This is a genomic window from Pseudomonas sp. GW821-FHT07F05 (genome assembly GCF_059418765.1).
Genome location: NZ_JBWKQL010000002.1, coordinates 606255 through 627584, shown reverse-complemented (window position 1 = coordinate 627584; position 21330 = coordinate 606255). Strand labels below are relative to the sequence as shown.

21 protein-coding genes are annotated in these 21330 nt (G+C 63.5%); 7 read left to right on the top strand and 14 right to left on the bottom strand.

Annotated features, from left to right (window positions below):
• The first annotated feature begins 81 nt into the window (after positions 1-81).
• Entirely contained in the window at positions 82-801 is a 720-nt protein-coding gene (locus tag AC07RO_RS06910; RefSeq protein WP_495085643.1) for a dienelactone hydrolase family protein, read from the top strand.
• Positions 802-822: 21 nt separating this feature from the next.
• On the opposite strand, the gene AC07RO_RS06905 is transcribed toward AC07RO_RS06910, so the two are convergent.
• The 5 genes from AC07RO_RS06905 to AC07RO_RS06885 all read right to left on the bottom strand — a co-directional run bounded on the left by AC07RO_RS06905 (position 823) and on the right by AC07RO_RS06885 (position 5846).
• The gene (locus AC07RO_RS06905; protein WP_495085642.1) at positions 823-1542 is read right to left on the bottom strand and encodes an SDR family oxidoreductase; all 720 of its coding nucleotides are present in this window, start codon (positions 1540-1542) and stop codon (positions 823-825) included.
• A 23-nt stretch (positions 1543-1565) separates the two neighbouring features.
• Positions 1566-2546 carry a sugar-binding transcriptional regulator gene (locus tag AC07RO_RS06900; RefSeq protein WP_495085641.1) on the bottom strand — a complete coding sequence of 327 codons (981 nt, stop codon included), beginning with the start codon at positions 2544-2546 and terminating at the stop codon, positions 1566-1568.
• A 36-nt stretch (positions 2547-2582) separates the two neighbouring features.
• Entirely contained in the window at positions 2583-3449 is an 867-nt protein-coding gene (locus tag AC07RO_RS06895) for a carbohydrate ABC transporter permease (protein ID WP_495085640.1), read from the bottom strand.
• Position 3450: 1 nt separating this feature from the next.
• On the bottom strand, positions 3451-4356 hold the full coding sequence (locus tag AC07RO_RS06890) for a carbohydrate ABC transporter permease (RefSeq protein WP_346629892.1): 906 nt from the start codon (positions 4354-4356) through the stop codon (positions 3451-3453).
• 155 nt (positions 4357-4511) lie between these two features.
• Positions 4512-5846: an ABC transporter substrate-binding protein gene (locus tag AC07RO_RS06885; RefSeq protein WP_495085639.1), complete on the bottom strand. Its 1335-nt coding sequence runs from the start codon at positions 5844-5846 to the stop codon at positions 4512-4514.
• Between the two features lie 221 nt (positions 5847-6067).
• Between AC07RO_RS06885 and AC07RO_RS06880 the strand changes: the two genes are divergently transcribed.
• Complete coding sequence (locus AC07RO_RS06880) at positions 6068-7219, top strand: ABC transporter ATP-binding protein (protein WP_495085638.1); 1152 nt, start codon at positions 6068-6070, stop codon at positions 7217-7219.
• 147 nt (positions 7220-7366) lie between these two features.
• Positions 7367-7966: a hypothetical protein gene (locus AC07RO_RS06875; protein WP_282369917.1), complete on the top strand. Its 600-nt coding sequence runs from the start codon at positions 7367-7369 to the stop codon at positions 7964-7966.
• A gap of 43 nt (positions 7967-8009) precedes the next feature.
• On the opposite strand, the gene AC07RO_RS06870 is transcribed toward AC07RO_RS06875, so the two are convergent.
• Positions 8010-8807: a CAP domain-containing protein gene (locus AC07RO_RS06870; protein ID WP_442969455.1), complete on the bottom strand. Its 798-nt coding sequence runs from the start codon at positions 8805-8807 to the stop codon at positions 8010-8012.
• A gap of 322 nt (positions 8808-9129) precedes the next feature.
• On the opposite strand from AC07RO_RS06870, the gene AC07RO_RS06865 reads away from it, so the two are divergent.
• Positions 9130-9666: a GNAT family N-acetyltransferase gene (locus tag AC07RO_RS06865; protein ID WP_495085637.1), complete on the top strand. Its 537-nt coding sequence runs from the start codon at positions 9130-9132 to the stop codon at positions 9664-9666.
• 195 nt (positions 9667-9861) lie between these two features.
• Here AC07RO_RS06865 and AC07RO_RS06860 read toward each other — a convergent pair whose 3' ends face one another.
• From AC07RO_RS06860 to AC07RO_RS06830, 7 genes are read right to left on the bottom strand one after another with little or no spacing between them, the layout of a single operon-like run.
• A complete protein-coding gene (locus tag AC07RO_RS06860; protein WP_282369911.1) occupies positions 9862-10914 on the bottom strand; it encodes an ABC transporter substrate-binding protein in 1053 nt (350 codons plus the stop codon).
• Positions 10911-12107: an NAD(P)/FAD-dependent oxidoreductase gene (locus tag AC07RO_RS06855; protein WP_495085636.1), complete on the bottom strand. Its 1197-nt coding sequence runs from the start codon at positions 12105-12107 to the stop codon at positions 10911-10913. The genes AC07RO_RS06860 and AC07RO_RS06855 overlap by 4 nt, the downstream gene beginning before the upstream one ends.
• Positions 12104-13480 (bottom strand): FAD/NAD(P)-dependent oxidoreductase, encoded by a 1377-nt coding sequence (locus tag AC07RO_RS06850; protein WP_495085635.1) that lies wholly within the window; start codon positions 13478-13480, stop codon positions 12104-12106. Before AC07RO_RS06850 ends, AC07RO_RS06855 begins: the two co-directional genes overlap by 4 nt.
• Positions 13477-13767, bottom strand: a complete 291-nt coding sequence (locus AC07RO_RS06845; protein WP_192171918.1) for a (2Fe-2S)-binding protein — start codon at positions 13765-13767, stop codon at positions 13477-13479. The genes AC07RO_RS06850 and AC07RO_RS06845 overlap by 4 nt, the downstream gene beginning before the upstream one ends.
• A 43-nt stretch (positions 13768-13810) precedes the next feature.
• Complete coding sequence (locus tag AC07RO_RS06840) at positions 13811-14605, bottom strand: ABC transporter permease (protein ID WP_037010374.1); 795 nt, start codon at positions 14603-14605, stop codon at positions 13811-13813.
• Between the two features lie 3 nt (positions 14606-14608).
• Positions 14609-15472, bottom strand: a complete 864-nt coding sequence (locus AC07RO_RS06835; RefSeq protein WP_346629900.1) for an ABC transporter permease — start codon at positions 15470-15472, stop codon at positions 14609-14611.
• Complete coding sequence (locus AC07RO_RS06830) at positions 15469-16497, bottom strand: ABC transporter ATP-binding protein (protein WP_495085634.1); 1029 nt, start codon at positions 16495-16497, stop codon at positions 15469-15471. Before AC07RO_RS06830 ends, AC07RO_RS06835 begins: the two co-directional genes overlap by 4 nt.
• 246 nt (positions 16498-16743) lie before the next feature.
• Between AC07RO_RS06830 and AC07RO_RS06825 the strand changes: the two genes are divergently transcribed.
• Together AC07RO_RS06825 and AC07RO_RS06820 are read left to right on the top strand one after the other, a co-directional pair.
• Positions 16744-17580 carry an IclR family transcriptional regulator gene (locus AC07RO_RS06825; protein ID WP_346628342.1) on the top strand — a complete coding sequence of 279 codons (837 nt, stop codon included), beginning with the start codon at positions 16744-16746 and terminating at the stop codon, positions 17578-17580.
• 266 nt (positions 17581-17846) lie between these two features.
• Positions 17847-19466 (top strand): methyl-accepting chemotaxis protein, encoded by a 1620-nt coding sequence (locus AC07RO_RS06820; RefSeq protein ID WP_282369888.1) that lies wholly within the window; start codon positions 17847-17849, stop codon positions 19464-19466.
• 205 nt (positions 19467-19671) lie between these two features.
• Here AC07RO_RS06820 and AC07RO_RS06815 read toward each other — a convergent pair whose 3' ends face one another.
• On the bottom strand, positions 19672-20610 hold the full coding sequence (locus AC07RO_RS06815; RefSeq protein WP_495085633.1) for a class I SAM-dependent methyltransferase: 939 nt from the start codon (positions 20608-20610) through the stop codon (positions 19672-19674).
• A 182-nt stretch (positions 20611-20792) separates the two neighbouring features.
• Here AC07RO_RS06815 and AC07RO_RS06810 point away from each other — a divergent pair, with 182 nt between their 5' ends.
• The gene (locus AC07RO_RS06810; RefSeq protein WP_495085632.1) at positions 20793-21326 is read left to right on the top strand and encodes a GNAT family N-acetyltransferase; all 534 of its coding nucleotides are present in this window, start codon (positions 20793-20795) and stop codon (positions 21324-21326) included.
• The last annotated feature ends 4 nt before the right edge of the window (positions 21327-21330 follow it).

The following is a 21330-nucleotide window of genomic DNA, read 5'->3' as shown; positions in this document are numbered from 1 at the left end:
CACCGTCGTGTTGCTGCCGTAGAACTGACGGTCAGTCGTCTTACGCTGTTAATCCAACTGAATTTCTATCCGGAGAACCCCATGACTCAAGCATCGACACAGGCAACGGGCAAGACCATCACGTTCAAACGTCCGGACGGCAAAGAGTTGAGTGGCTACCTGGCCAGCCCGGCCAAGACCGAAGGCGCACCCGCCGTGGTGGTGATTCAGGAATGGTGGGGCCTGAACGATCAGATCCGTGGCGTGGCCGATCGTCTTGCGGCGTCCGGTTATCTGGCGCTGGTGCCGGATCTGTACCGTGGCGAAATGACGGTCGAGGAAGAAGAAGCCCACCATTTGATGGACAAACTCGACTTCGCCGATGCCGCCACCCAGGACATCCGCGGCGCCGTGCAATACCTCAAGGGACACAGCCAGAAAGTCGGCGTCACCGGCTTCTGCATGGGCGGCGCGCTGACCCTTCTGGCACTCAACTTCATCCCCGAGCTGTCCGCCGGCGTGGTGTTCTACGGCATGCCGCCGATGGAATTCCTCGACCCTGCGGCGATCAAGGTGCCCGTTCAGGCGCACTGGGGCACTCAGGATGAATTCTTCCCGGCGGACGGCGTCGATCAGCTGGAAGCCAAACTCAGCGAAGGCGGCGTCGACCTGGAATTCCACCGCTACCTGGCCCACCACGCCTTCGCCAACGAAGAAGCCGTCGGCCCTGGCCGGATTCCGGGCACGCAATACGACCCGGTCTGGGCGCAACTGGCCATGGACCGCACGCTGACGTTCTTCGGCCGCACCTTGTGGGGCTGAGCGAGGGTTTAGACGTGCGCTTCAGCCCGCTCTGAAACCGCCGTCCACGGTCAGGGTCACGCCGTTGATCATGCCGGCGTCGTCGCTGAGTAAAAAGGCGATGGTCGCGGCGATTTCCCCGGGCTGAACGAAGCGGCCCAGGGGAATCCGCGACAGCATCGCGCCGGCCTTGACCGGGTCGCTCCAGGCCTTGTCTGCCATCGGCGTCAGTGTCACCACCGGATTCACACTGTTGACCCGAATGCCGTGGGGGCCAAGCTCAACGGCCATCACTCGGGTCATGGCATCCAGCGCCGCTTTCGACGCGCAGTACGCCAGATGATCCCGTGTGCCCACCGCAGCGGCGAGGCTTGAGACGTTGACGATGGCGCCCGGCACGCCGCGAGCGATCAGGTCGCGGGCGACAATTTGCGCCACGACCATGGGCGCCCGGGTGTTCACCGCCATCAGGTGATCGAAGGTCTCCACCGATGTGTCGAGAAACGACTTCAGCTCGACCACTCCTGCACAGTTGACCAACAGATCGACGGGCAGTACCGAGGCCACGGCCGCGCGGGTGGCGATGACGTCGGCGAGGTCCGCCACCGCTGAGTGCGCGCAATAGGCCAGATCCTCCGGATTGCGTCCCATGGCGATCACCTCTGCACCGCATCGCTCCAGCCACTGCACGGTTTCCCGGCCAATGCCCTTGCCCGCGCCGGTGACCAGAATCCGCTTGCCGCCAAAGTCATGATGGGCCATCGCGATCGCTCCAGAAGGGGGATTTATTTGTCCTGATCAAGCAGTTGCCGCGCCGCGCTTTCGTCGATGACCAGCTCGTGGACGAAATTGCGCAGCAGCACCGCGCGAATGATGTCGGCCTTGTACGGCCCGCCGGAGACCAGCACGACCTTCTTGATCCGCCGCAGGTCTTCGAGGTCCAGGGAGACGGCGAGACGGTTCAGCGGGTGATTGACTTCGATGCCGTCGCGGTCCAGCCAGCGGCCGAGCAGGTCACCGACGGCACCGGCGGCCCGCAGCGAGCGCGCGTCCTCATCGTTGACCAGCCCCAGCTCGAGCATAAGCGAGCGCTCACTCAAATCACCGACGGTGAGCAAGGCCAGGTCGGCCTGCCGCGCCTTGCCGAGCACGCCCTGCACCGAGGCTTCTTCGAGATACATGTCGCGGTATTGCTCCGAAGGTGCGAACACCGGCGCGGCGAGGTAGTACCAGGAGCCGCCGAACAGCCCGGCAAAACTCGAGGCGATCTCCACCGTGTTGTTGGCCGAGCCGTAATGCAGGCCGCCGAGCAGCGACAGCACGGTCAGGTTCGGCAGCGCCCGTGCGGACAGTTCGCGCACGGCCTGGCGCAGGGTGCGGCCCCAACCCACGGCGACGATGCTGCCGTCGGTGAGGTATTCCTCGATGCTCGGCGCAATGCCGACGCCCAGCACGCGGAAGATGGTCGACGGATCGTCGGGTGAGGGCACGACGGTGACGCGACGCAGGCCGAAGCGATTCTGCAGACGCTCTTCCAGTTGGATGCAGGCCGCCAGCGGCGAGGTGATGCGAATCTGCACCACGCCGGTTTCGCGGCAGGTCGCCAGGGCCTTGTTGACCCTAACGCGGGTGATGCCCAGCCGGTCGGCGATCTGCTGCTGGGTCATGCTGTTGACGTAATAGGACCAGGCGATGCGGATATTGAGCTGATCCTCGGCGTTCACCGGTTCGGTGGTGAAGGGAGTGTCCGGGTAAAGGTTCTGCACGGCGGTGTCCTTACTGTGGCCGGTAAAGCGGGGCGTCTATTTCACGGCGCCCATGGTCAGCCCTTGTACCAGATGCTTGGATACCATCAGCGCGAAAATGATCACCGGGAACACGATCAGCGTGCCGGTGGCCATGATCTCGCCCCAGGGCAAGTCGTAGCCGCTCATGAAACTGGTGGCGGTCACCGGCGCGGTGCGGGCGGTGTTGCGCGTCAGCACCAGGGCATAGAGCAGCTCGTTCCAGGAAAAGATGAACGAGAAGATCGCCGACACCGCCACCCCCGGCATCGCCAGGGGCAGGGCGATGCGCCAGAAGATGGTGAAGCGTGACGCGCCCGACAGCCGCGCGGCTTCGTCCAGGTCCTTCGGCACGCCGCGAAACTGGTCAGTGCAGATCCACACGACGATGGGCAGGTTGAAGGTCAGGTAGATCAGGATCAGCACCAGATGGGTGTCGATCAGGCCCATGTTGCGCGCCATCAGAAAGATCGGCAGTGCCACGACGATGGGGCTGAGCATGCGGTTGGTGATGAACCAGAACCACAGGTCTTCCTTGCCCTTGAATTCGAACCGCGCCAGGGCGTAGGCCGCCGGCGTGCCGAGGCCAACGGCGAGCACCGTGGTGCAAACCGCGACGATCAGCGAGTTGCCGAGGCTGTGCAGCACGTCGCGCTCGAACAGCACTTTCACGTAGTTATCCAGGTGCGGTGTGAAGGCCCAGATCGGTGGCGAGGCGAGGGCTTCGGCCTGGGTCTTGAGGCTGGTGGCGACCATCCAGTAAAACGGAAACACCGCGAACAGGAAGATCGCCAGAAGACCGACCAGATGCCAGCCATTGACGCTCGCCCGTGGGCGCACCAGGGCGGGGGTGGCCGGGTTTTTCGCAGTCGCAACGGTGGCCATGTCAGATCTCCCGGTAAACGAATTTGATGTACAGACGGGCCAGCACGATGGTCAGGATCAGCATGAGGATCGCCTGCGCCGAGGCAACGCCCTGATCGAACACGCGAAAGCCGATGCGCTGGATATAGACGCTGACCAGCTCGGTCGCCGCGCCCGGGCCGCCGCGGGTCATGGTGAACACGGTGTCGAACATCTTGAGGATGTCGGCGGTGCGCAGAATCAATATCACCGTCGCGCTGGGCAACAGAAACGGCAACTGCACGTAGCGCACGATCTGCCAGCGGCTTCGGGTTTCCAGGCGCGCGGCCTCTTCGATTTCATTGGGCACCATGGTCAGCCCCGCCAGCAGCACCAGCGCGCAGAAGGGCGTCCATTGCCAGATGTCCATCAGCGCCACGGCAATAAACGCGTTGGTGGTGTCGCCCAGCCATTCGACCGGCCCGGCATTGACCACTGAGAGCAGGGCGTTGGCCACGCCGAAATCGCGGTTGAAGATCAGCCGGCCAATCAGCCCGGCCACGGCGGGCGCGGTGGCCAGCGGGATGACCAGGCTCATGCGCGCCAGCAGTTTGAAACCGGACAGGCCGGGCTTGTGCAGCATCAGCGCGATGATCAGCCCAAGCGCCAGCTGGATTGGCACCACGGTGATGAGAAACAGCCCGGTTCGGCCCAGCGCCGCCCAGAACGAAGCGTCGTTGAGCACGTTGAGGTAGTTGTCGAAGCCGATGAAAGGCGTCGCGTCTTTTGGCCGGGCCAGGTTGTACTGGCGGAACGAGTTGACCAGCGCGAACACCGTCGGAAAGATGCCGATCAGCGCCAGGGCAACGGTGGCCGGCGCGAGAAAGGCAAGGGCCGCGCGGGTGTTGTTCCACAGGGTCGGGAAGGGTGGTTTTTTCTTGTTCGGCATGTGTTGGGTCTCGAAGGTGCGGGCATCTCACGGCATTACGCTGCACCCCTGTGGGAGTCAGCTTGCTGGCGAATACGCTGTGCCATTCACCGCAGAGGTGTCAGACATTTTCCATTCGCCAGCAAACCGGCTCCTACGGGAGTGTGGTCAAACCGTCACTTCAGCAATTTGACCTTGCCGTCGTAATACCCTGCCTTCTTCAGGATCTCCTCCATCCTGCTGCCAATCGCCTTGGCCCCGGCTTCCACGCCGGTTTTGCCGAGCATGATCGCCGTGCCGTTTTCGCCGACCACTTCGGAAATCTCCGGCCATTGCGGGAAGCGCGGGCGGTAGTCAGGCACGCCGCCTTCCCACGACGTCACCATCGGCTGCACGAAGGGGTATTTCTTCTGCACGTCGGCGTCCTTGTACACCGACATCCGCCCGCTCACGCCACCGGCGTCCAGGTACGGCTTGGCCATGGCTTCTGACGTCATCCACTGAATGAACAGCCACGCCGCGGCTTTCTGCTTGTCGTCGGACTTGGCGTTTACCCCCAGGGAGAACCCGCCCAGGGCCGGCTTCAGACCGGCCGGGCCTTTGGGCTCGGTGGCCACGGCCAGGCAGTCGGTGATCCTGGATTTGGTCGGGTCGGCCAGGGTGCCGTAGAACGCCGACCATTCGGTGATCATCGCGACCTTGCCTTGGGCGAGGGCGTTGACCGCTTCGTTGTGGTCGTAATCGACGATGCCCGGCGGCATGTATTTCATCAGGTCCTGCCGGAATTGCAGGCCTTGCTGAGATGCCTTGGAATTGAGATTGGATTTGAATTTATCGTCCAGCAGTGAGCCGCCGAACGGCCAGAGGAAACGCATGAAGCTGTCCGCCGATTGCGTTTCACCGCGCCGCGACTGCAGGGCGTAGGCGTAGCGATCCTTGGTCTTGTCGGTGAGTTTGGGCGCGTAATCCTTGAGCAGCTCGTCCCACGTGGCCGGCGGTTTGTCGAAGCCGGCTTCTTTCAGCATGCACTTGTTGTAGAACAGCAGGCCGGAGTAGTTATCGAAGGGCAGGCCGTAGGTCTGTTTGTCCCAGCTGCCGAAGGACTCCAGCAGGATCGGGAAGAAACCCTCCAGCTTGAGGTCCGGGTCGGCGAGCTTCGCGTCCTGGGTGAAGGTGGTGACCGGTTCGAGCCAGCCGTTGCCGGCGAATTCGCCGATCCACACCACGTCCGTCAGCACGACGTCGAGCTGCTCGCCGGAAGTGAAACTCAGCACCTCGCGTTCGCGGCTATTCTCGTAGGGGATGGTTTCGTAGCTGACCTTGATGCCGGTTTTCTTTTCGAACTCCGGCAGCAGTTTGATGGCGGCGGCGTAACCGGGACGGTCGAGGAAAATCGCCTTGATTTCGGTGCCCTTGTACGGCGCGGCGGCCTCTTCCAGCGTCCAGGCCTGTGCGGCGCCGGAACCCAGCGCAATCGACAGGGCGAGGGCATTCCAAACCAGCTTCTTCATTTACGTGACCTCATTATTGTTGTGGGTGAGGGTTACGCGGGTACAGGAGTTAACGGTGCATATAGGTGGATCTACGGGGCAGTCAATCCGGTTCGGGCGAGTTCCTTGACATTTGTAATTTACGAATTACAAATGATCGTAGGACAAAATGCATTGCTGTCAAATCAGCGCGCCGTTGCCGTGAAAAATGCCCAAACAACAATAATTCAGGGGATACGATTTTGACTGAGCTCAGTTTGAGTGGCGTCGAGAAGGCCTATGGCGAGATCAAGGTCTTGCATGACATCCACCTGAGTATCGAGAGCCGCGAGTTCGTGGTGTTCGTCGGGCCTTCGGGGTGCGGCAAGTCAACCCTGCTGCGCTGTATCGCGGGCCTGGAGAGCATCACCCAGGGCCAGATTCGCATCGGCGCTCGCGATGTGACCTACCTGGAGCCGGCGGATCGCGGCGTGGCCATGGTGTTCCAGTCCTACGCGCTGTACCCGCACATGTCGGTCTACGACAACATCGCCTTCGGGCTGAAGATGCAAAAGACCCCCAAGGACCAGATCGAAGCCAAGGTGCGCAACGCCGCACGCATCCTGCAGCTCGAACCGCTGCTCGACCGCAAGCCCAAGGCATTGTCCGGCGGACAGCGTCAGCGCGTCGCCATCGGCCGGGCCATCGTCCATGAGCCCGAAGTCTTTCTGTTCGACGAACCCCTTTCCAACCTCGATGCCTCCCTGCGCGTGCAGATGCGCATCGAGATCGCCAAGCTTCATGCCGACCTCCAGGCAACCATGGTTTACGTCACCCATGACCAGGTCGAAGCCATGACCCTGGCCGACAAAATCGTCGTGCTCAACAAGGGTTGCATCGAACAAGTGGGTTCGCCGCTGGAGCTTTATCACCATCCGCGCAACCGTTTCGTTGCCGGCTTTATCGGCTCGCCGCAGATGAGTTTTCTACCGGTCACGGCGGTGGCCGTCAGTGGTGAACGCGTCCAGGTCAGCCTGCCGGGTGGCGAGCTGTTGTGGGTTCCGGTGATGGGCGAGCATGTGAAGGCGGGCGACCCATTGACCCTGGGCCTGCGGCCCGAGCATCTGTCGGATCGGGGCGAGGGCGATGCGCAAATTCCGGTAAAAACCCTGGTGGTCGAGCATCTGGGCGGGGAGACGTTTACCCACGCGCAGACCGACGACGGCCATGATCTGATGGTCAAGGGCGAGGGAATGTCGGCGGTCAAGGCGGGGCAATTGCTGCGCGTCGGTGTGCAGGGCCACCGTTGCCATCTGTTCGATGAACAGGGTCAGGCACTGGCGCACCGGCGGCATTACACCGAGGCGAACGTGAGTGACGGGCAGTTTCCGGCGTCGGCGATCCAGGCGGGATAATCGGACTGCGCTTCGATCAAGGCGCCTTGGGACGCCGATTCCAGAGCCCTCGCGGTGTTTTTTTCATTCAAGAGAAAGGTGTCAGCGCCGATACAGCCCCGGGCCCGATCCGTTTTCGGGCCGGATATTTTTCCCAAGGAGCTGTAAATGCGCATTACCCACATTCTGGCGTTGGTTGGCACACTGGTGCTGACCGGCTGTTCGTCCATGATGAAACCTGCCGACAACCCAGCCATCGAAGCCAGTCCTCAGGACGGCGCACAGGTCGTTTTCATGCGCAGCGCGTTCATGGCCAAGGCCATCGACGCGTCCGTGTATGACGTGACCGGTGGCAAGACCCAGTTCATCGGCATTCTGGCCAACGGCACCAAGATCGCCTACCCGACGACGCCGGGCCACCATACCTTCATGGTGGTCTCGGAAGCGGCGGACTTCCTGGAAGCCGACCTGGCCCCGGGCAAGACCTACTATTCGATGGTCATCCCGCGCATGGGCATGTGGAAAGCACGCTTCTCGCCATGGCCGGTCGCCCGCGACCCGAAAGCGGAATACAGCTCGCAGTCCAGCGATTTCAAGGACTGGATCGCCGACACCAAGCTGATGACCAACTCGCCTAAATCCCTGAGCTGGTTCGAGAGCAACAAGAGCTCGGTCGAGTCCAAGCGGGTTGAGTACTGGCCGGTCTGGCAGAAGAAAAGCGCGGCGGACGTTGAACTGCGCACGTTGCACGCCGCTGACGGCCTCTGATCGCAGAGCCGCTTGGTAGGGCGGCTCGCAAGCCCATCAGCGCTTACTGCACCCCGAACAGCGCCGTCCAGTAAATACCGGCGTCGCTTTTCGGGTCGGTGGCGTAGGCAGCGCCGAGGTCATGAAACTGCGGGTTCATGAGGTTGGCGCAGTGGCCGGGGCTGGCGAGCCAGCCTTCGACCACCTTGCGCGCATTGTCCTGCCCGGCGGCAATGTTCTCGCCGATCTGCTGGCCGATATACCCGGCCAGCTCCGCACGATCCCCCGGCGTCCCGCCGTTGCGACCCTTGTGATCAAAATAGTTGTTGTTGGCCATGGAGCGCGAGTGGCTTTCGGCTGCGCTCATCAACGTGTCGTTCCACACCAGCGGGGCAGCAGCGGAAAACGACTGAGCGCCACATTGCTGCGGTTGCTTGCGCGCTTCATTGATCAGCCCCAGCAGTTTCTGGCCCTCGGCCTGCGCGTTACCCAGTCCGCCCGCCAGCAGTGGACGCGCCAGCACGATGCGCCAGTCTCTGTCGTTGCGGCTGACGCCGATGTCGACGAACTGCGGATTGAGCACCACCTGACAAAAACTTTCCTGAATCGCCGCCATGGCCGCTTGCGCGTCGCGCGGGCCCGAGAGAGTGATGGCCTGGACGCTGACCATCGGATACGACGCCCGGGCCAGCATCGGCTGCAGATCTACCGTGCCACTGGCGGGCAGGTTCAGGCGCGGGTCGCTGTTCAGCGGCGGCAGCTCGGTCGACGCCACATTGGCGCAGGGCTGAGCCTGGCTGCGATAGGTATTGATTGACTGGATCAGTTGCGTTTCTTCGCTGGCGACGGCCGTCCCTGCCATCAGCAGCGCCAGGGGCACAACAGCGAGACACTGGATGAATGATCTGAAACGCATGGAAATCTCCCTCGAACTGACGCGCCCACGGTGCGCGATTTTACCTGTCGCGAAATAGTCTGAGCCGCACAAACCGTGGAGGTTGCAGCGATGAGCAGGGTTTTTGCAATAGCCGGCGTGAAAACCCGGTGTTTTGCCGTCTGGTGCACGTTGATGCATGAACTAACGGGTACGACGGGAGAGGGCGTTGGTTGATTCTGCGCCTGGGCGGTAGTCGTCACGCGGGCTGAGCCACATAATCAGCGCTCGACCCTGCAGTGTGACTTCGATGACCACGACCATTCAGCGACTGACCCCGGAATATGCCTCGGCTTATCGAGCCCTGATGCTTGAAGCCTACGCCCTGCATCCTGATGCGTTCACGTCCAACGTCGGCGAGCGCGAAGCCTTGCCGATCAGTTGGTGGGAGAAACGGCTCGTGGTCGGGCCTGAGGCGACAGAGGTGGTGTTCGGCGCCGTTGAAGCAGGGAGCCTGCTGGGGGTTGCCGGCCTTTCTCTTGAAAGCAGAAAAAAGGCGCGTCACAAATCCACGCTGTTCGGGATGTACGTTCCCCACGCCCATCGGGGGAAAGGTGTCGGGCATGATCTGGTTGGCAGCGTGTTGGCCTATGCGCAGAGCGTGCCGCAGCTGTTGCTCGTCCAGTTGACGGTGACCGACGGCAACCGCGGTGCCCAGGACTTGTATGAACGGATGGGGTTTGAGGCGTTCGGGGTCGAGCCGTATGCGGTGGCGGTGGATGAGCGGTACGTCTCGAAGGTGCATATGTGGTGTGATTTGCGGCGTTCCGGGTCAGAGACCGGCTAAAGCCGGTGCCATAGGATACGCGGCACTTGGGTGGGACTGGCTGAAGCCGGTCCTGCAGCATACGCGGCGCGTTAGTGGGACCGGCTTTAGCCGGGAAGAGGCCAGCGTGCGCGCCATCCATTTTCCGGCATGGCCTCCGACGCCTTCCCGGCTGAAGCCGGTCCTACTACTGGATCGCGGTCCAACCTTAATCACCTACCGCTCGATCGAGCGGCTCCAGCGGGCGTTCCATTCCGGGCGGACCTGGTTGACCTGATCCCAATCGATGGTCACGGCGGTTTCCAGGTATTTGTTCATGGCTTCCACCTGACCGCGGGTCTTGTCGGTGGTCGGGGTTTTCGGGTTGGATGGGATCTGGTCGCCCATCTCCAGGGCCGGCGCCTGGGCTTCCGGGGTCAGCAGGAACGCCGCGAGTTTCTGCGCCAGTCCAGGCTGGTCGTTGTTGGCGATGGTGCATTCGGCCACGTTCAAGACCACACCGCCTTCCTTCGGCGGCGCGTATTCCACCGGCACGCCCTTGAGCTTGAGCGCGGTCACCTGGGTCGGCGTCAGCGGGAACAGCGCCGCTTCACCGGTCTGAACCATCTCCGAGATTTTCGCCGAGCTGGCGATGTACTCCAGCACGTTCGGGCCCACCGTCTTCGGCCATGCCTTGAAACCCGGCTCGACGTTGGTTTCATTGCCACCCTGCAACCGGTTGAACATCAGAAAACCGTGCAGCCCGAAAGTGGAGGAGGCCAGCGACTGAAACACCAGCTTCTCCTTGTACTTAGGGTCCGCCATGTCGGCCCAGGACGTCGGCGCGCTCCAGCCGTTGTCCTTGAACATCTTGGTGTTGTACGCCAGCCCGGTGACACCCAGGCTCACGGCCACCGCTTCTTCCTTGATCTTGCCCTTGGCCGGAATGTCCGCCAGGCTCGCGCTCGGGTTCAACTTGCCGCACAGGCCCATGGAAATGGCGCGGTACATGATGCCGTCGTCGAGGAACATCACGTGCATTTGCGGGTTGTCCTTGCTGGCCTGGGCCTTGGCGAGGATGTCCGAGGACGTGCCCGGCACGATCACCACCTTGACGTTGTTGGCCTTCTCGAACGCAGGCAGCACATTGTCGGCGTACAAGCGCTCCATGGTGCCGCCGTTCATGCCCAGGTACAGCGTCGGTTCGGCCTGTGCGGGCATCGAAGCAAGCAACACGGCAAGCGGCAGGCAAGACAAGCAGGTTACGGCAACACGTTTCATGTGAGTCATGGGTTCGACCTTCCTCTGAGCAATGGAATGACGTTATCGGTGCCGGACGGCACGACGATGGCGGGCGATGAAGTGTGCGGTTGCGATTGAAAGCGTGTGATCGAGAACGGGCTCAGCTCGATGTTCGACGCCCCGACGCAGACTATCTGCGCCAAGGCCTCGCCTGCCGCCGGGCCAGTCTGAAAGCCCGATCCGGCGAATCCGAAGCCGTGCAGCAGACCGGGTTGGGTCGAACTGGCCCCCAGCACCGGTTCGCGGTCGGGCAGATACCCTTCGGTGCCGCTCCAGGTGCGAATGGCCTGAGCACCGGCCAGCGGCGGATACAGTTCAACGGCGTTGCGCAGGATCTCCAGAATCGCCGCCTGACCCGGCCGCGCGGTGGCCGGGTCCAGCGGAAATCCCTGACCGCCGCCCAGCACGCAATTGCCCCGCGCCACCTGACGCGCATAAATCCCGCCGCCTTCAACGCCGGTGCTGACGTCCATGAACATCGGCAGCGGTTCGGTCACCAGCATCGCCGGGTGGCCCGCGCGCATCGGCACCGGTTCGCCGAACTGCTGGGCCAGTTGAGCCGCCCAGGCACCGGCGCAATTGAGCAGCCACGGAGCGTGAAAGCTCAGACCGCTGGCGGTCCTCACCCGAAAAGACTGCCCGTCATGGCTGACCTCGCTGACGTGGGCCTGCTCGAACGTCTGCGCACCGGCGCGGCGTGCGGCAGCGGCAAACGCGGGTGAGACGAGGCGCGGATTGGCATGGCCGTCCTCGGCGCACAACGAAGCGCCCACCGCCACATCGCCCGCCCAGGGGAAGCGCGCGCGCAACTGGCCGTGATCGAGCAACTGCAGCTCCATTCCGAACCCGCGCGACGCCTCTTCATACGCGACTAGCGCGGCCATGTCTTTGTCGCTGCGGGCCAGCTTGAGATGCCCCGAGCGCACGTATTCGCCATCAGTGCCAATGAATGCGCGCAGGTCCCCCCAGATTTCGTGGGCGCGCCGGGACAGCGGCAGCTGCGACAACGGCCGGCCCTGACGGCGCACGCCGCCATAATTGACGCCGCTTGAGTGAGAGCCGAAAAAGTCCCGCTCCAGCAGCGCCACGCGTTTGCCGCTCAGGGCGAGAAACAGCGCCGCCGAGGCGCCGACGATCCCGCCGCCAATAATCACCGCATCCACTTCAACGGGCTGGCTCATTGTTCTGCCTCCACGCCAAACGGCAGCGGCTTGATAGGCGCCTGCCCGCGCAATCGTCCGACGCTGGCGATGTCGCGCCCCGACGCCTGAGCGACGATTTCCGTCGCGGCCAGTCCACACATGCGCCCCTGGCAGCGGCCCATGCCGACCCGGCACATGGCCTTGACCCGGTTGATCTCCCAGTGACCCTCGGCCACGGTCTGACGGATGTCGCCAGCGGTTACTTCCTCGCAGCGGCAAACGGTCAGGCTGTCCGGCGCCTTGGCCGCCCAGTCTTCGGGGAAGGGGAACGCGGTTTCCAGTCCCTGGCGAAACCGCTGGATGGTTTCCAGCTGCCGCTGCAATTCGATGCTGCGCGCGCGGTCGATGCGGTAACCGATGTCGCCGAGCAAGGTCAGCGCCGCCAGTTCGCCGGCCATTTCCGCAGCGTCGGCGCCCATGATCCCGGCCCCATCCCCGGCCAGATAAACCCCCTCGACGCTGCTGCGGCCGGCGGCGTCGCGGGTGGGCAGCCAGGCGCGATTCAACGGGCTCCAGGCGAAGTCGCAACCGAGCAGATCGGCCAATTGGGTTTCGCTGCGCAGCGCGTGGGCGAAGGCGACGGCGTCACAGGCGAGGTTTTTCCGCTGATTGCCCTGTTGCCAGCTGACCCCGCTGACCCGCCGCTCGCCCTGAATGCCGTGCAGATGAACGCCCTGATGCACCGGGATGCCGTGGGCCGTCAGCCAGGCGCGGTAATAAAGCCCTTTGGCCAGCGTCGACGGTTGCCCGAGCAGCGCGGGCAGGGCGCGGGTCTGAGCGGAAAAGGGCGAGCTGTCGAGCACCGCCGCCACCGTCGCACCGGCCTTGGCGTACTGATACGCCACCAGATACAACAGTGGCCCGCTGCCGGCGAAGACCACGCGCTCACCGATGGCGCAGCCCTGAAACTTCAGCGCGATCTGCGCTGCGCCGAGGCTGTAGACGCCGGGTAAGGTCCAGCCCGGCACTGGCAAGATGCGGTCGGTGGCGCCGGTGGCCACGATCAAATGCTTGAACGGCACCTGCGCCGTGCGGCCATTGCGCAGGGTGTCGAGGGTGCGTGCTTCGGCGTTCCACACCAGCGTCTCGGGGCGGTAGTCGATTTCGGTCTGCAACTGATCGAGGGTGGCGTGAACCGACACGGCTTTGCCTGCTTCGAAACCGTACAGCGCCTTGGCCGAGCGCTTGAAGTTCTCCGGCTGGCGACGATAGACCTGACCGCCGCCGCGCAGGCTTTCATCCAGCAGACAAGGGCGAAGGCCGTGGGCAAGCAGTGTCTGCGCGCCGCGAATTCCGGCCGGCCCGGCGCCGACGATGACGGTGTTCATGGCCTGAAGGGTTGGCGCACTCATTGGTTGCGCCCCGGTTCACGACTCACGCACACGCCGGCTTCCAGCAGCGTCGAGCAAGCCCGCACCCGTCGGCCGTCGCCCAGTTTCACCCAGCAGTCCTGGCACGCGCCCATCAGGCAGAAACCCGCGCGGGGTTCGCCGCTGAAGTCGCTGCCGCGCAGCGAGTCCTCCGCCGTCAGCACCGCCGTGAGCAAGGTATCGCCCTGCAAACCACTGGCCGGCTGGCCGTCGAGGGTAAAGGCGACCACGGCGCGATCGCGTTCGGCCAGTCGTTTCAGCAATGCCATGGCGCGCGCTCCCTGAGACAGATGTCAATGGATGAAAGAGTCATCAATGCCTCCCCACCAGCACACGGTCGAGCCCATACACCCGATCGAGGATGATCATGGTGGCTGCCGTCAGGGCGATAACCAGCGCCGAGACCGCCGCCATCATCGGGTCGATGGATTCGGTGGCGTACACGTACATGCGCACCGGCAGGGTTTGGGTCGAGGGCGAGGTGACGAAGATCGACAGCGTGACCTCGTCAAAGCTGTTGATGAACGCCAGCAGCCAGCCACCGGCCACGCCGGGCAGGATCATCGGCAGGGTGATCAGGCGAAACAGGGTGAAGCGGCTCGCGCCGAGGGATTCAGCGGCCTGCTCGGCGCTGCGGTCCATGCCGATGGAAGCGGCGATCACCAGGCGCAGTACGTAGGGCGTGATCACTACGACGTGGGCGAACATCAGCCAGACGAAACTGCCGTTCACCCCCATCAGCGCGAACAGGCGCAGCATCGCCACCCCCAGCACCAGATGGGGAATGATGATCGGCGACAGGAACAGGCCGTTGAGAAAGTCGCGGCCGGGAAAGCGATAGCGGGTGATCGCCAATGCCGCCGGCACGGCAATCAACGTCGCCAGGGTGGCCGCGACCACCGCGAGAATGAGGCTGTTGTAGAACGACTGAATGAAGTCGGCGCGCTCGAACACCGCCCTGAACCAGCGCAGGGAAAAACCGTGCCACGGCAGACTGAGGGTGTTTTCCGGGGTGAAGGCCACCAGGCAGACCACCACCAGCGGCGCCAGCATGAACACCACCACCAGGGCATGAAACGACAGGGCCAGAGGACCGTTCTTGGACATGGCTCATTCCCCCAGGGATTTTTTGTAGCGGCCTTCAACCAGCCGGTTCCACGACAGCATGACCAACAGGTTGATCAGCAGCAGCGCCACGGCAATCGCCGCGCCCATGGGCCAGTTGAGTTCCGAGAGGTATTGGTCGTAGACGACCGTGGCGACCATCTTCAGCCGCCTCCCGCCGAGCAATCCCGGGATGGCAAACGAACTGGCGGACAGGCCGAAGACGATCAACGTCCCCGACAGCACGCCGGGCATCACCTGCGGTAGCACCACCATCCTCATCACTTGCGCCTGAGTCGCGCCAAGGGACAGCGCGGCCTGTTCGGCGGAGGCGTCGAGTTTCTGCAGCGAGGTCCATACCGGGATGATCATGAACGGCAGCATCACGTGGACCAGCGCCAGAATCACCGCGAACGGCGTGTACAGCATCTTGATCGGACGCCCGCCGAGGGCCTGAATCGCCTGATTGATCAGACCGTCGGCGCCCAGCAACAGGCTCCAGCCAAACGCCCGCACCACCACCGAAATCAGCAGCGGCGTAAGAATCAGGATCAGGAAAATCGAACGCCACGGGGTGCCCATGCGGCTGAGGATGTAGGCCTCGGGCACGCCAATGACCACACAGAGCAGGGTCACCAGGGCGCTGATCCAGAAGGTGCGCAGGAAGATCTCGTAAAAGTACGAATCGGTGAGCAGATTGGCGTACTGGGCCAGGGTCCATTCACCGCTTTTGACTCCGACTTCGTAGTCGAACACGTTGAACGACAGTACCAGCGTCAACGCCAATGGCAGCACCAGCAGGCCGAAGAACAGCGCCAGGGCCGGGGCCGACAGCAGATACCCGCGTCCGGTGTCGCGCAGCACACTCATGCCGGCACCTCGTCGACGCTCAACACCCGCAGCAGGTCCGACGGCCAGTCCAGCCCCACCGCGAAGCCTTCGTTCATCGGCGCGTCGCCATCGTTGCGGCGCACCACGGTGATTTCGCCGATGGGCGTTTCGATGCGGTACAGCCACTGGCTGCCAAGGAAGTAGCGCATGACCACGCGGCCTTGCAGGCGACCGGTCCCCGCAGGCACCAGATCGATTTTTTCCGGGCGCAGGCTCAGCACCAGTTCGCCGTCGCCGGGCTGATGACGGACCTGGGCCGTGCCGCTGGCATCGCGATCGCCGCGCAGCAGATTGGCCTTGCCGACGAAGCCGGAGATGAAACGCGTGCGCGGGTGTTCGTAGAGGGTGTAGGGCTCGTCGATCTGGGTGATGCGCCCGGCCTGCATGACCACGACGCGGTCGCTGATGGACAGCGCTTCGGCCTGGTCGTGGGTGACCATCAGGGTGGTGATGCCGACTTCGCGCTGGATGCGGCGGATTTCGAACTGCATCTCTTCGCGCAGATTCGCATCGAGGTTGGACAGCGGTTCGTCCAGTAGCAATACCGGCGGCTCGATCACCAGCGCCCGGGCCAGGGCCACGCGCTGACGCTGCCCGCCGGACAGCTCGCGGGGGTAACGTTCGGCATGGGGCGTGAGGCGCACCAGCTCCAACACCCGGGAGACGCGGCGCTCGATGTCGGCAGCCGAGACTTTGCGCATCTTCAGACCGAAAGCGACGTTGTCGCGCACGGTCATGTGCGGGAACAGCGCGTAGGACTGGAACACCACACCCAACCCGCGACTGGCCGGTTTGGCGTGGGTGATGTCGCGGCCGTCCAGCAGGATGCGCCCAGCGCTGACATCAACGAAGCCGGCGATCATTTGCAGGGTGGTGGTTTTGCCGCAGCCGGAGGGGCCGAGCAGGGAGACGAATTCGCCTTGCTCCACCGAAAGGTCAGTGGCCACGACGGCATCGATGGGGCCGTAGCGCTTGCACAGTGCCTGGAGTTGAAGAAAAGCCATGGCTGCGTTCCACCTTTTTTCGTGCGCACCGACGGCGCGCGTTTTTTATGGGCAGATGCGAAGAGAAGTGCTGCGTGTGGCCGTGGACGCTGGCGCTCGATCGGTGTCGGCTGCCGCTGTTATTCAAATCGCCCTGTGGACCGATCCTAGGCCCAAGACTAGGATGCGCTCAACGAGCAATTTCATTGAGTGAGTCGTTTTTTTGAATTCATTCATTCAGCGAAAAGAAATGAGGAGTAGAGCGAAATGGATTCCACTGAGCGGAAGAGCGGTGAGAAAGAAACGGGCGTTGGCGCGGTCTCTCGCCTGTTTGCCGTGCTGCGGGCGCTGGGCAAGTGTCCCGATGGCAGTGAGCGCGTGACGCAACTGGCTCAACAGGTCGGCCTGTCGCAGCCGACCACCCACCGCTTGCTCCGCAGCCTGATGGACGAAGGCATGGTCGAGCAGGACCTGCGCAGCAAGCGTTACCGCCTGAGCCTGGAATTCTTCGCCCTGGCCGCGCGCGCCGGGCAGTCCGGCAACCTGCGGGACGTGGTGCGGCCGAGCTTGCTGCGCCTGTCGGCCTCGTTGGGGGACTCGTTGTTTCTGCTCGCCCGCAGTGGTTTCGACGCCGTGTGCCTGGACCGCAGCGAAGGGCCGTACCCGATCCGCACTTTCACCGGCGATATCGGCGGCCGCGTGGCGCTGGGCGTGGGGCAGGGCAGTCTGGCGATCCTGGCGTTTCTGCCGGAAGACGAACGCGAGACCGTGATCCGCTACAACCTGCCGCGCCTGCGGGATTTCCATCTGTACGACGAAGTGATGCTGCGCTCGGAAATCGACACGGTGCGGCGTACCGGCTATGCCGCGCGCAACACCGGTGTGCTGGAGGGCATGGCGGGTCTGGCGGTGCCGATCCTCGACCGTGATGGCCGGGCAGTGGCGGCGTTAAGTGTGGCGACCATCAGCGACCGCCTCAGTGCCGACCGCATGCCCACGGTGGTGGACATGCTCAAGCGCGAGGCCGCGGCGATCAGCCAGAAAATCAACCCCTTCGATCCGGTGCTGCGCAGACCCTCCCAGGTGTTCGGTCAGCGGGAGTGATTGCTGGCTGGTACGCACTCATCTGAATCTCGTTCAGCACGTCTCGACCACCGTTTGACTGGGCTGCAGGCCTTGCCGTTGGCGCTTTTCAGCCGTTGGTCGGATCTGCCCGACCGGCCTTCAAGAAGCCCTGCGCGGGGTCGAATCACTCTGTGTAGGCGCCTCGTTTTCGGATCGGTCCGACGCGATGGCACAGGGATGTGGCAAGCCGCAAAAAACTCCGGACGATCCTCGGAGCAGGTTGTCCTCCCTTTTGAGATCCTCGTATGTCGAAATCCCTGAGATTGCAGATCCTCGCGCTGCTCAGCGGCAGCCTCGTGCTGGTCGTGCTGATTGCCCTCGCGTGTTTCCAGTTCCTGTCCAGCAACGTGCACGCCTATCGCGGTCTGCTTGAAGGGCCGCTGCACGCCTCGCAACTGGTCGATCAGGCCAACCTGCAATTCAAGGTTCAGGTGCAGGAGTGGAAAAACGTATTGCTGCGCGGCAAACAGCCGGCCGATCGCGACAAGTTCTGGGCGCAATTCGAAGACCAGGAACGTCAGGTGCAGGACACCCTCGGCAGGCTGAGTGCAATGGACGGGCTGGATCCGGCCACCAAAACCCAGGTTGATGCGCTGCGCAATGAGCACCGTACCCTTGGTGCGGCCTACCGCAAAGGCCGTGACGCTTACATCGCTGCCGGCGGTGATCCGGTCGCCGGTGATATGGCCGTTAAAGGCGTCGACCGTGCCGCCAGCGAGCAGATGACCGGCCTGGTGACTGGCCTGCGCAAGCAGAGTGACGAGCAGTCGAAAATCCTCAGCAGCACGGCTGACCGGACCATTCTCATCGGCACGCTGGTCATGCTTGCCTCGGCGCTGCTGGTGGGTGTGCTCACCCTGTGGATGGTCAACCGCAACATCGTCGGCCCGATCCGCCTGCTGATCGAATACGTCGCGCAATTGAGTCAGGGCAAGTTCAGCGACCGGGTCAGCATCACCCGTCAGGATGAACTGGGGCGTCTGGCCGTTGCCGCCAACACGCTGCGGGATTTCCTCGCCGACACCTTCACCCGCCTCAAGCGCAGCACCACTGACCTGGACAGTGCCGGCGGCGAGCTGAAAGCGATTGCCGCGCTGATGGCCCAGGGCACCCACGAGCAGTTCGAGCGCACCGACCAGGTGGCGACGGCGATGACCGAAATGTCCGCCACCGCCCAGGAAGTCGCCCGCCACGCGGCCCAGGCAGCCCAGGCCGCTGATGAAGCGGACCGCAGTTCCCAGGAAGGCAGCAAGGTGATGGGCGCGACCATCACCGCCATCACCCAGATGCGCACCGAGATCAGCAACACCGCCAACGTCATTCGTCGTCTGGAAACCGACAGCGGTCGGATCGGCAAGGTGCTGGAAGTGATTCGCGGCATCGCCGAGCAGACCAACCTGCTGGCGCTGAACGCGGCCATCGAAGCGGCCCGTGCCGGCGATGCCGGGCGCGGTTTTGCGGTGGTCGCCGATGAAGTGCGCACGCTGGCCCAGCGCACGGCGGCCTCGACGGCGGAAATCAACCAGATCATCAGCTCGGTGCAGACCGGCGCGGTCGATGCTGCCCAGGCGATTGAAAGCGGGCAGGCCCGCAGCCAGGAAAGCGTGGATCAGGTGGCGCTGGCAGGCTCTTCGCTGGAACGCATTACCAGCGCCGTGGAAGCCATCCGCGACATGAACCGCCAGATCGCCACGGCGGCGGAAGAGCAGACGTCAGTCGCCGAAGACATCTCCCGCAACCTGACCGAAATCACCGCCATCGCCACCACCAACCAGGACAACGTCCAGCGCACCCAGACCGCGAGTCAGGACCTGCATGTGTTGTCGGTGGGGTTGAACGACGTGATTTCGCGGTTGAGTGCGTAGCGCTCAACCACGTTGTCACTGCTGAAGCGCGCTCCTACAGGTTCGTGCGGGTTCTCACCATCCGGGCCGGACGCAGATCAACTGTAGGAGCAATCGGAGGTTACGACGGTCGCGAATGCGGTGGGTCTGTCACACCACCATTGCCTGACCCAACGCATTCGCCAGCAAGCCGGCTCCTACTGAGATCGCGTCGTGCGGTCACCTTTCAGCCCTGGCGAAACACCAACGCTTTCAATCCGCCGCCTTCCTCGGCATCGGCAAATTCCGGCGGGTTTTCCAGCCGCTCCACATAGCGCAACCCGGGCGCTTCGCGGGTCACGCCTTCGATGAGAAAGTCCGCGCCCAGCAACGGGTCGTTCATGCACGCCAGCACCGTGCCTTCTGCCGTCAACAGCTCCGGCAGTTTGCGCAGCACCCGCTGATAATCCTTGGTCAGCAGAAAACTGCCTTTCTGAAACGACGGCGGGTCGATGATCACCAGGTCATACGGCCCGGTGCTTTTCACCTTGCCCCAAGACTTGAACAGCTCGTGGCCGAGAAAAGTGACCTTGCTCAGGTCATGGCCATTCAGGCGATGGTTGTCACGACCGCGACTCAGTGCCGCGCGCGACATGTCCAGATTGACCACAAAGTCCGCGCCCCCCTCGATCGCCGCCACCGAAAACCCGCAGGTGTAGGCAAACAGGTTCAGCACCCGCTTGCCCGCCGCATTGGCCCGCACCCAGTCGCGGCCATAGCGCATGTCGAGGAACAGCCCGGTGTTCTGCTTTTTGCCGAAATCCACGAGATAGCGCAGGCCGCCCTCGGTCAGCGTCCATTCCTCCAGCACCTCGCCCAGCAACGCTTCGGTGTGGCTGTCCGGCAGATAGCGGTGCTGCAACAACAGCGTATGGGCGCGGGACTGCTGCCACGCCGGTGACTCGATTAGCCTGAACAATCGCTGCTTCAGCGCTTCCAGCTCATCGGCCGCCGGCTCCTTGAACAGCGACACCAGCACCACGCCCTGCATCCAGTCGACGGTCAGTTGTTCCAGCCCCGGCCAGCGTCGGCCACGGCCGTGAAACAGCCGGCGGGTCTCGGCGGGCGCGTCGGCGAGGGCGGTCTGAAGGTGGGAGTCGAGCAGTTCGAGGGCGGCGGCAATCATCGGTGGGCGGCAGGTCGGCAGTGGGGAAGGGCGGCATTCTAGACCAATCGCGGAACCCGCGTTCGTCGCCTCTGCGTCCGCTGCGAAAACCTCGGGCACACGCGGCTAACCGGGTTGCACAGCCCATCGCTTCACGGGCAAGCTCAGCGCTCTCTGCGTTCTGATCCGGAAAAGGAAATGCCATGGCCGAGGAACTGATCATGCGCGACGCTCGCGAGTCCGATATGCCCGCCGTGCAGGCGATCTACGCCCATCATGTGATTCACGGCACCGCCAGCTTCGAACTGGAACCGCCGACCCTGGAGCAAATGCTGCAGCGCCGGGCCGACATCTGCGCCAACGGTTTGCCCTATCTGGTGGCCGAGCGCGACCGTGAAGTGGTCGGCTACGCCTACGCGACTCCGTACCGGCCGCGCCCGGCCTATCGCTTTACCGTGGAAGATTCGGTGTACGTGCGCGAGGGCATGGCCGGGTTCGGGATTGGTCACGCGTTACTGGCGGCTGTCATCCAGCACTGCACGGCATCCGGCCGCCGGCAGATGGTGGCGATCATTGGCAACAGCGAGAACAGCGCCTCTATCCGGCTCCACACGCGACTGGGCTTTCGCCAGGTCGGCGTGTTCGAGTCCGTCGGCTTCAAGCACGGCCGCTGGCTGGACACGGTGATCATGCAGCGCGAACTGGGGGAGGGCGCAAGCACGACCCCCGACCGTTAACCCC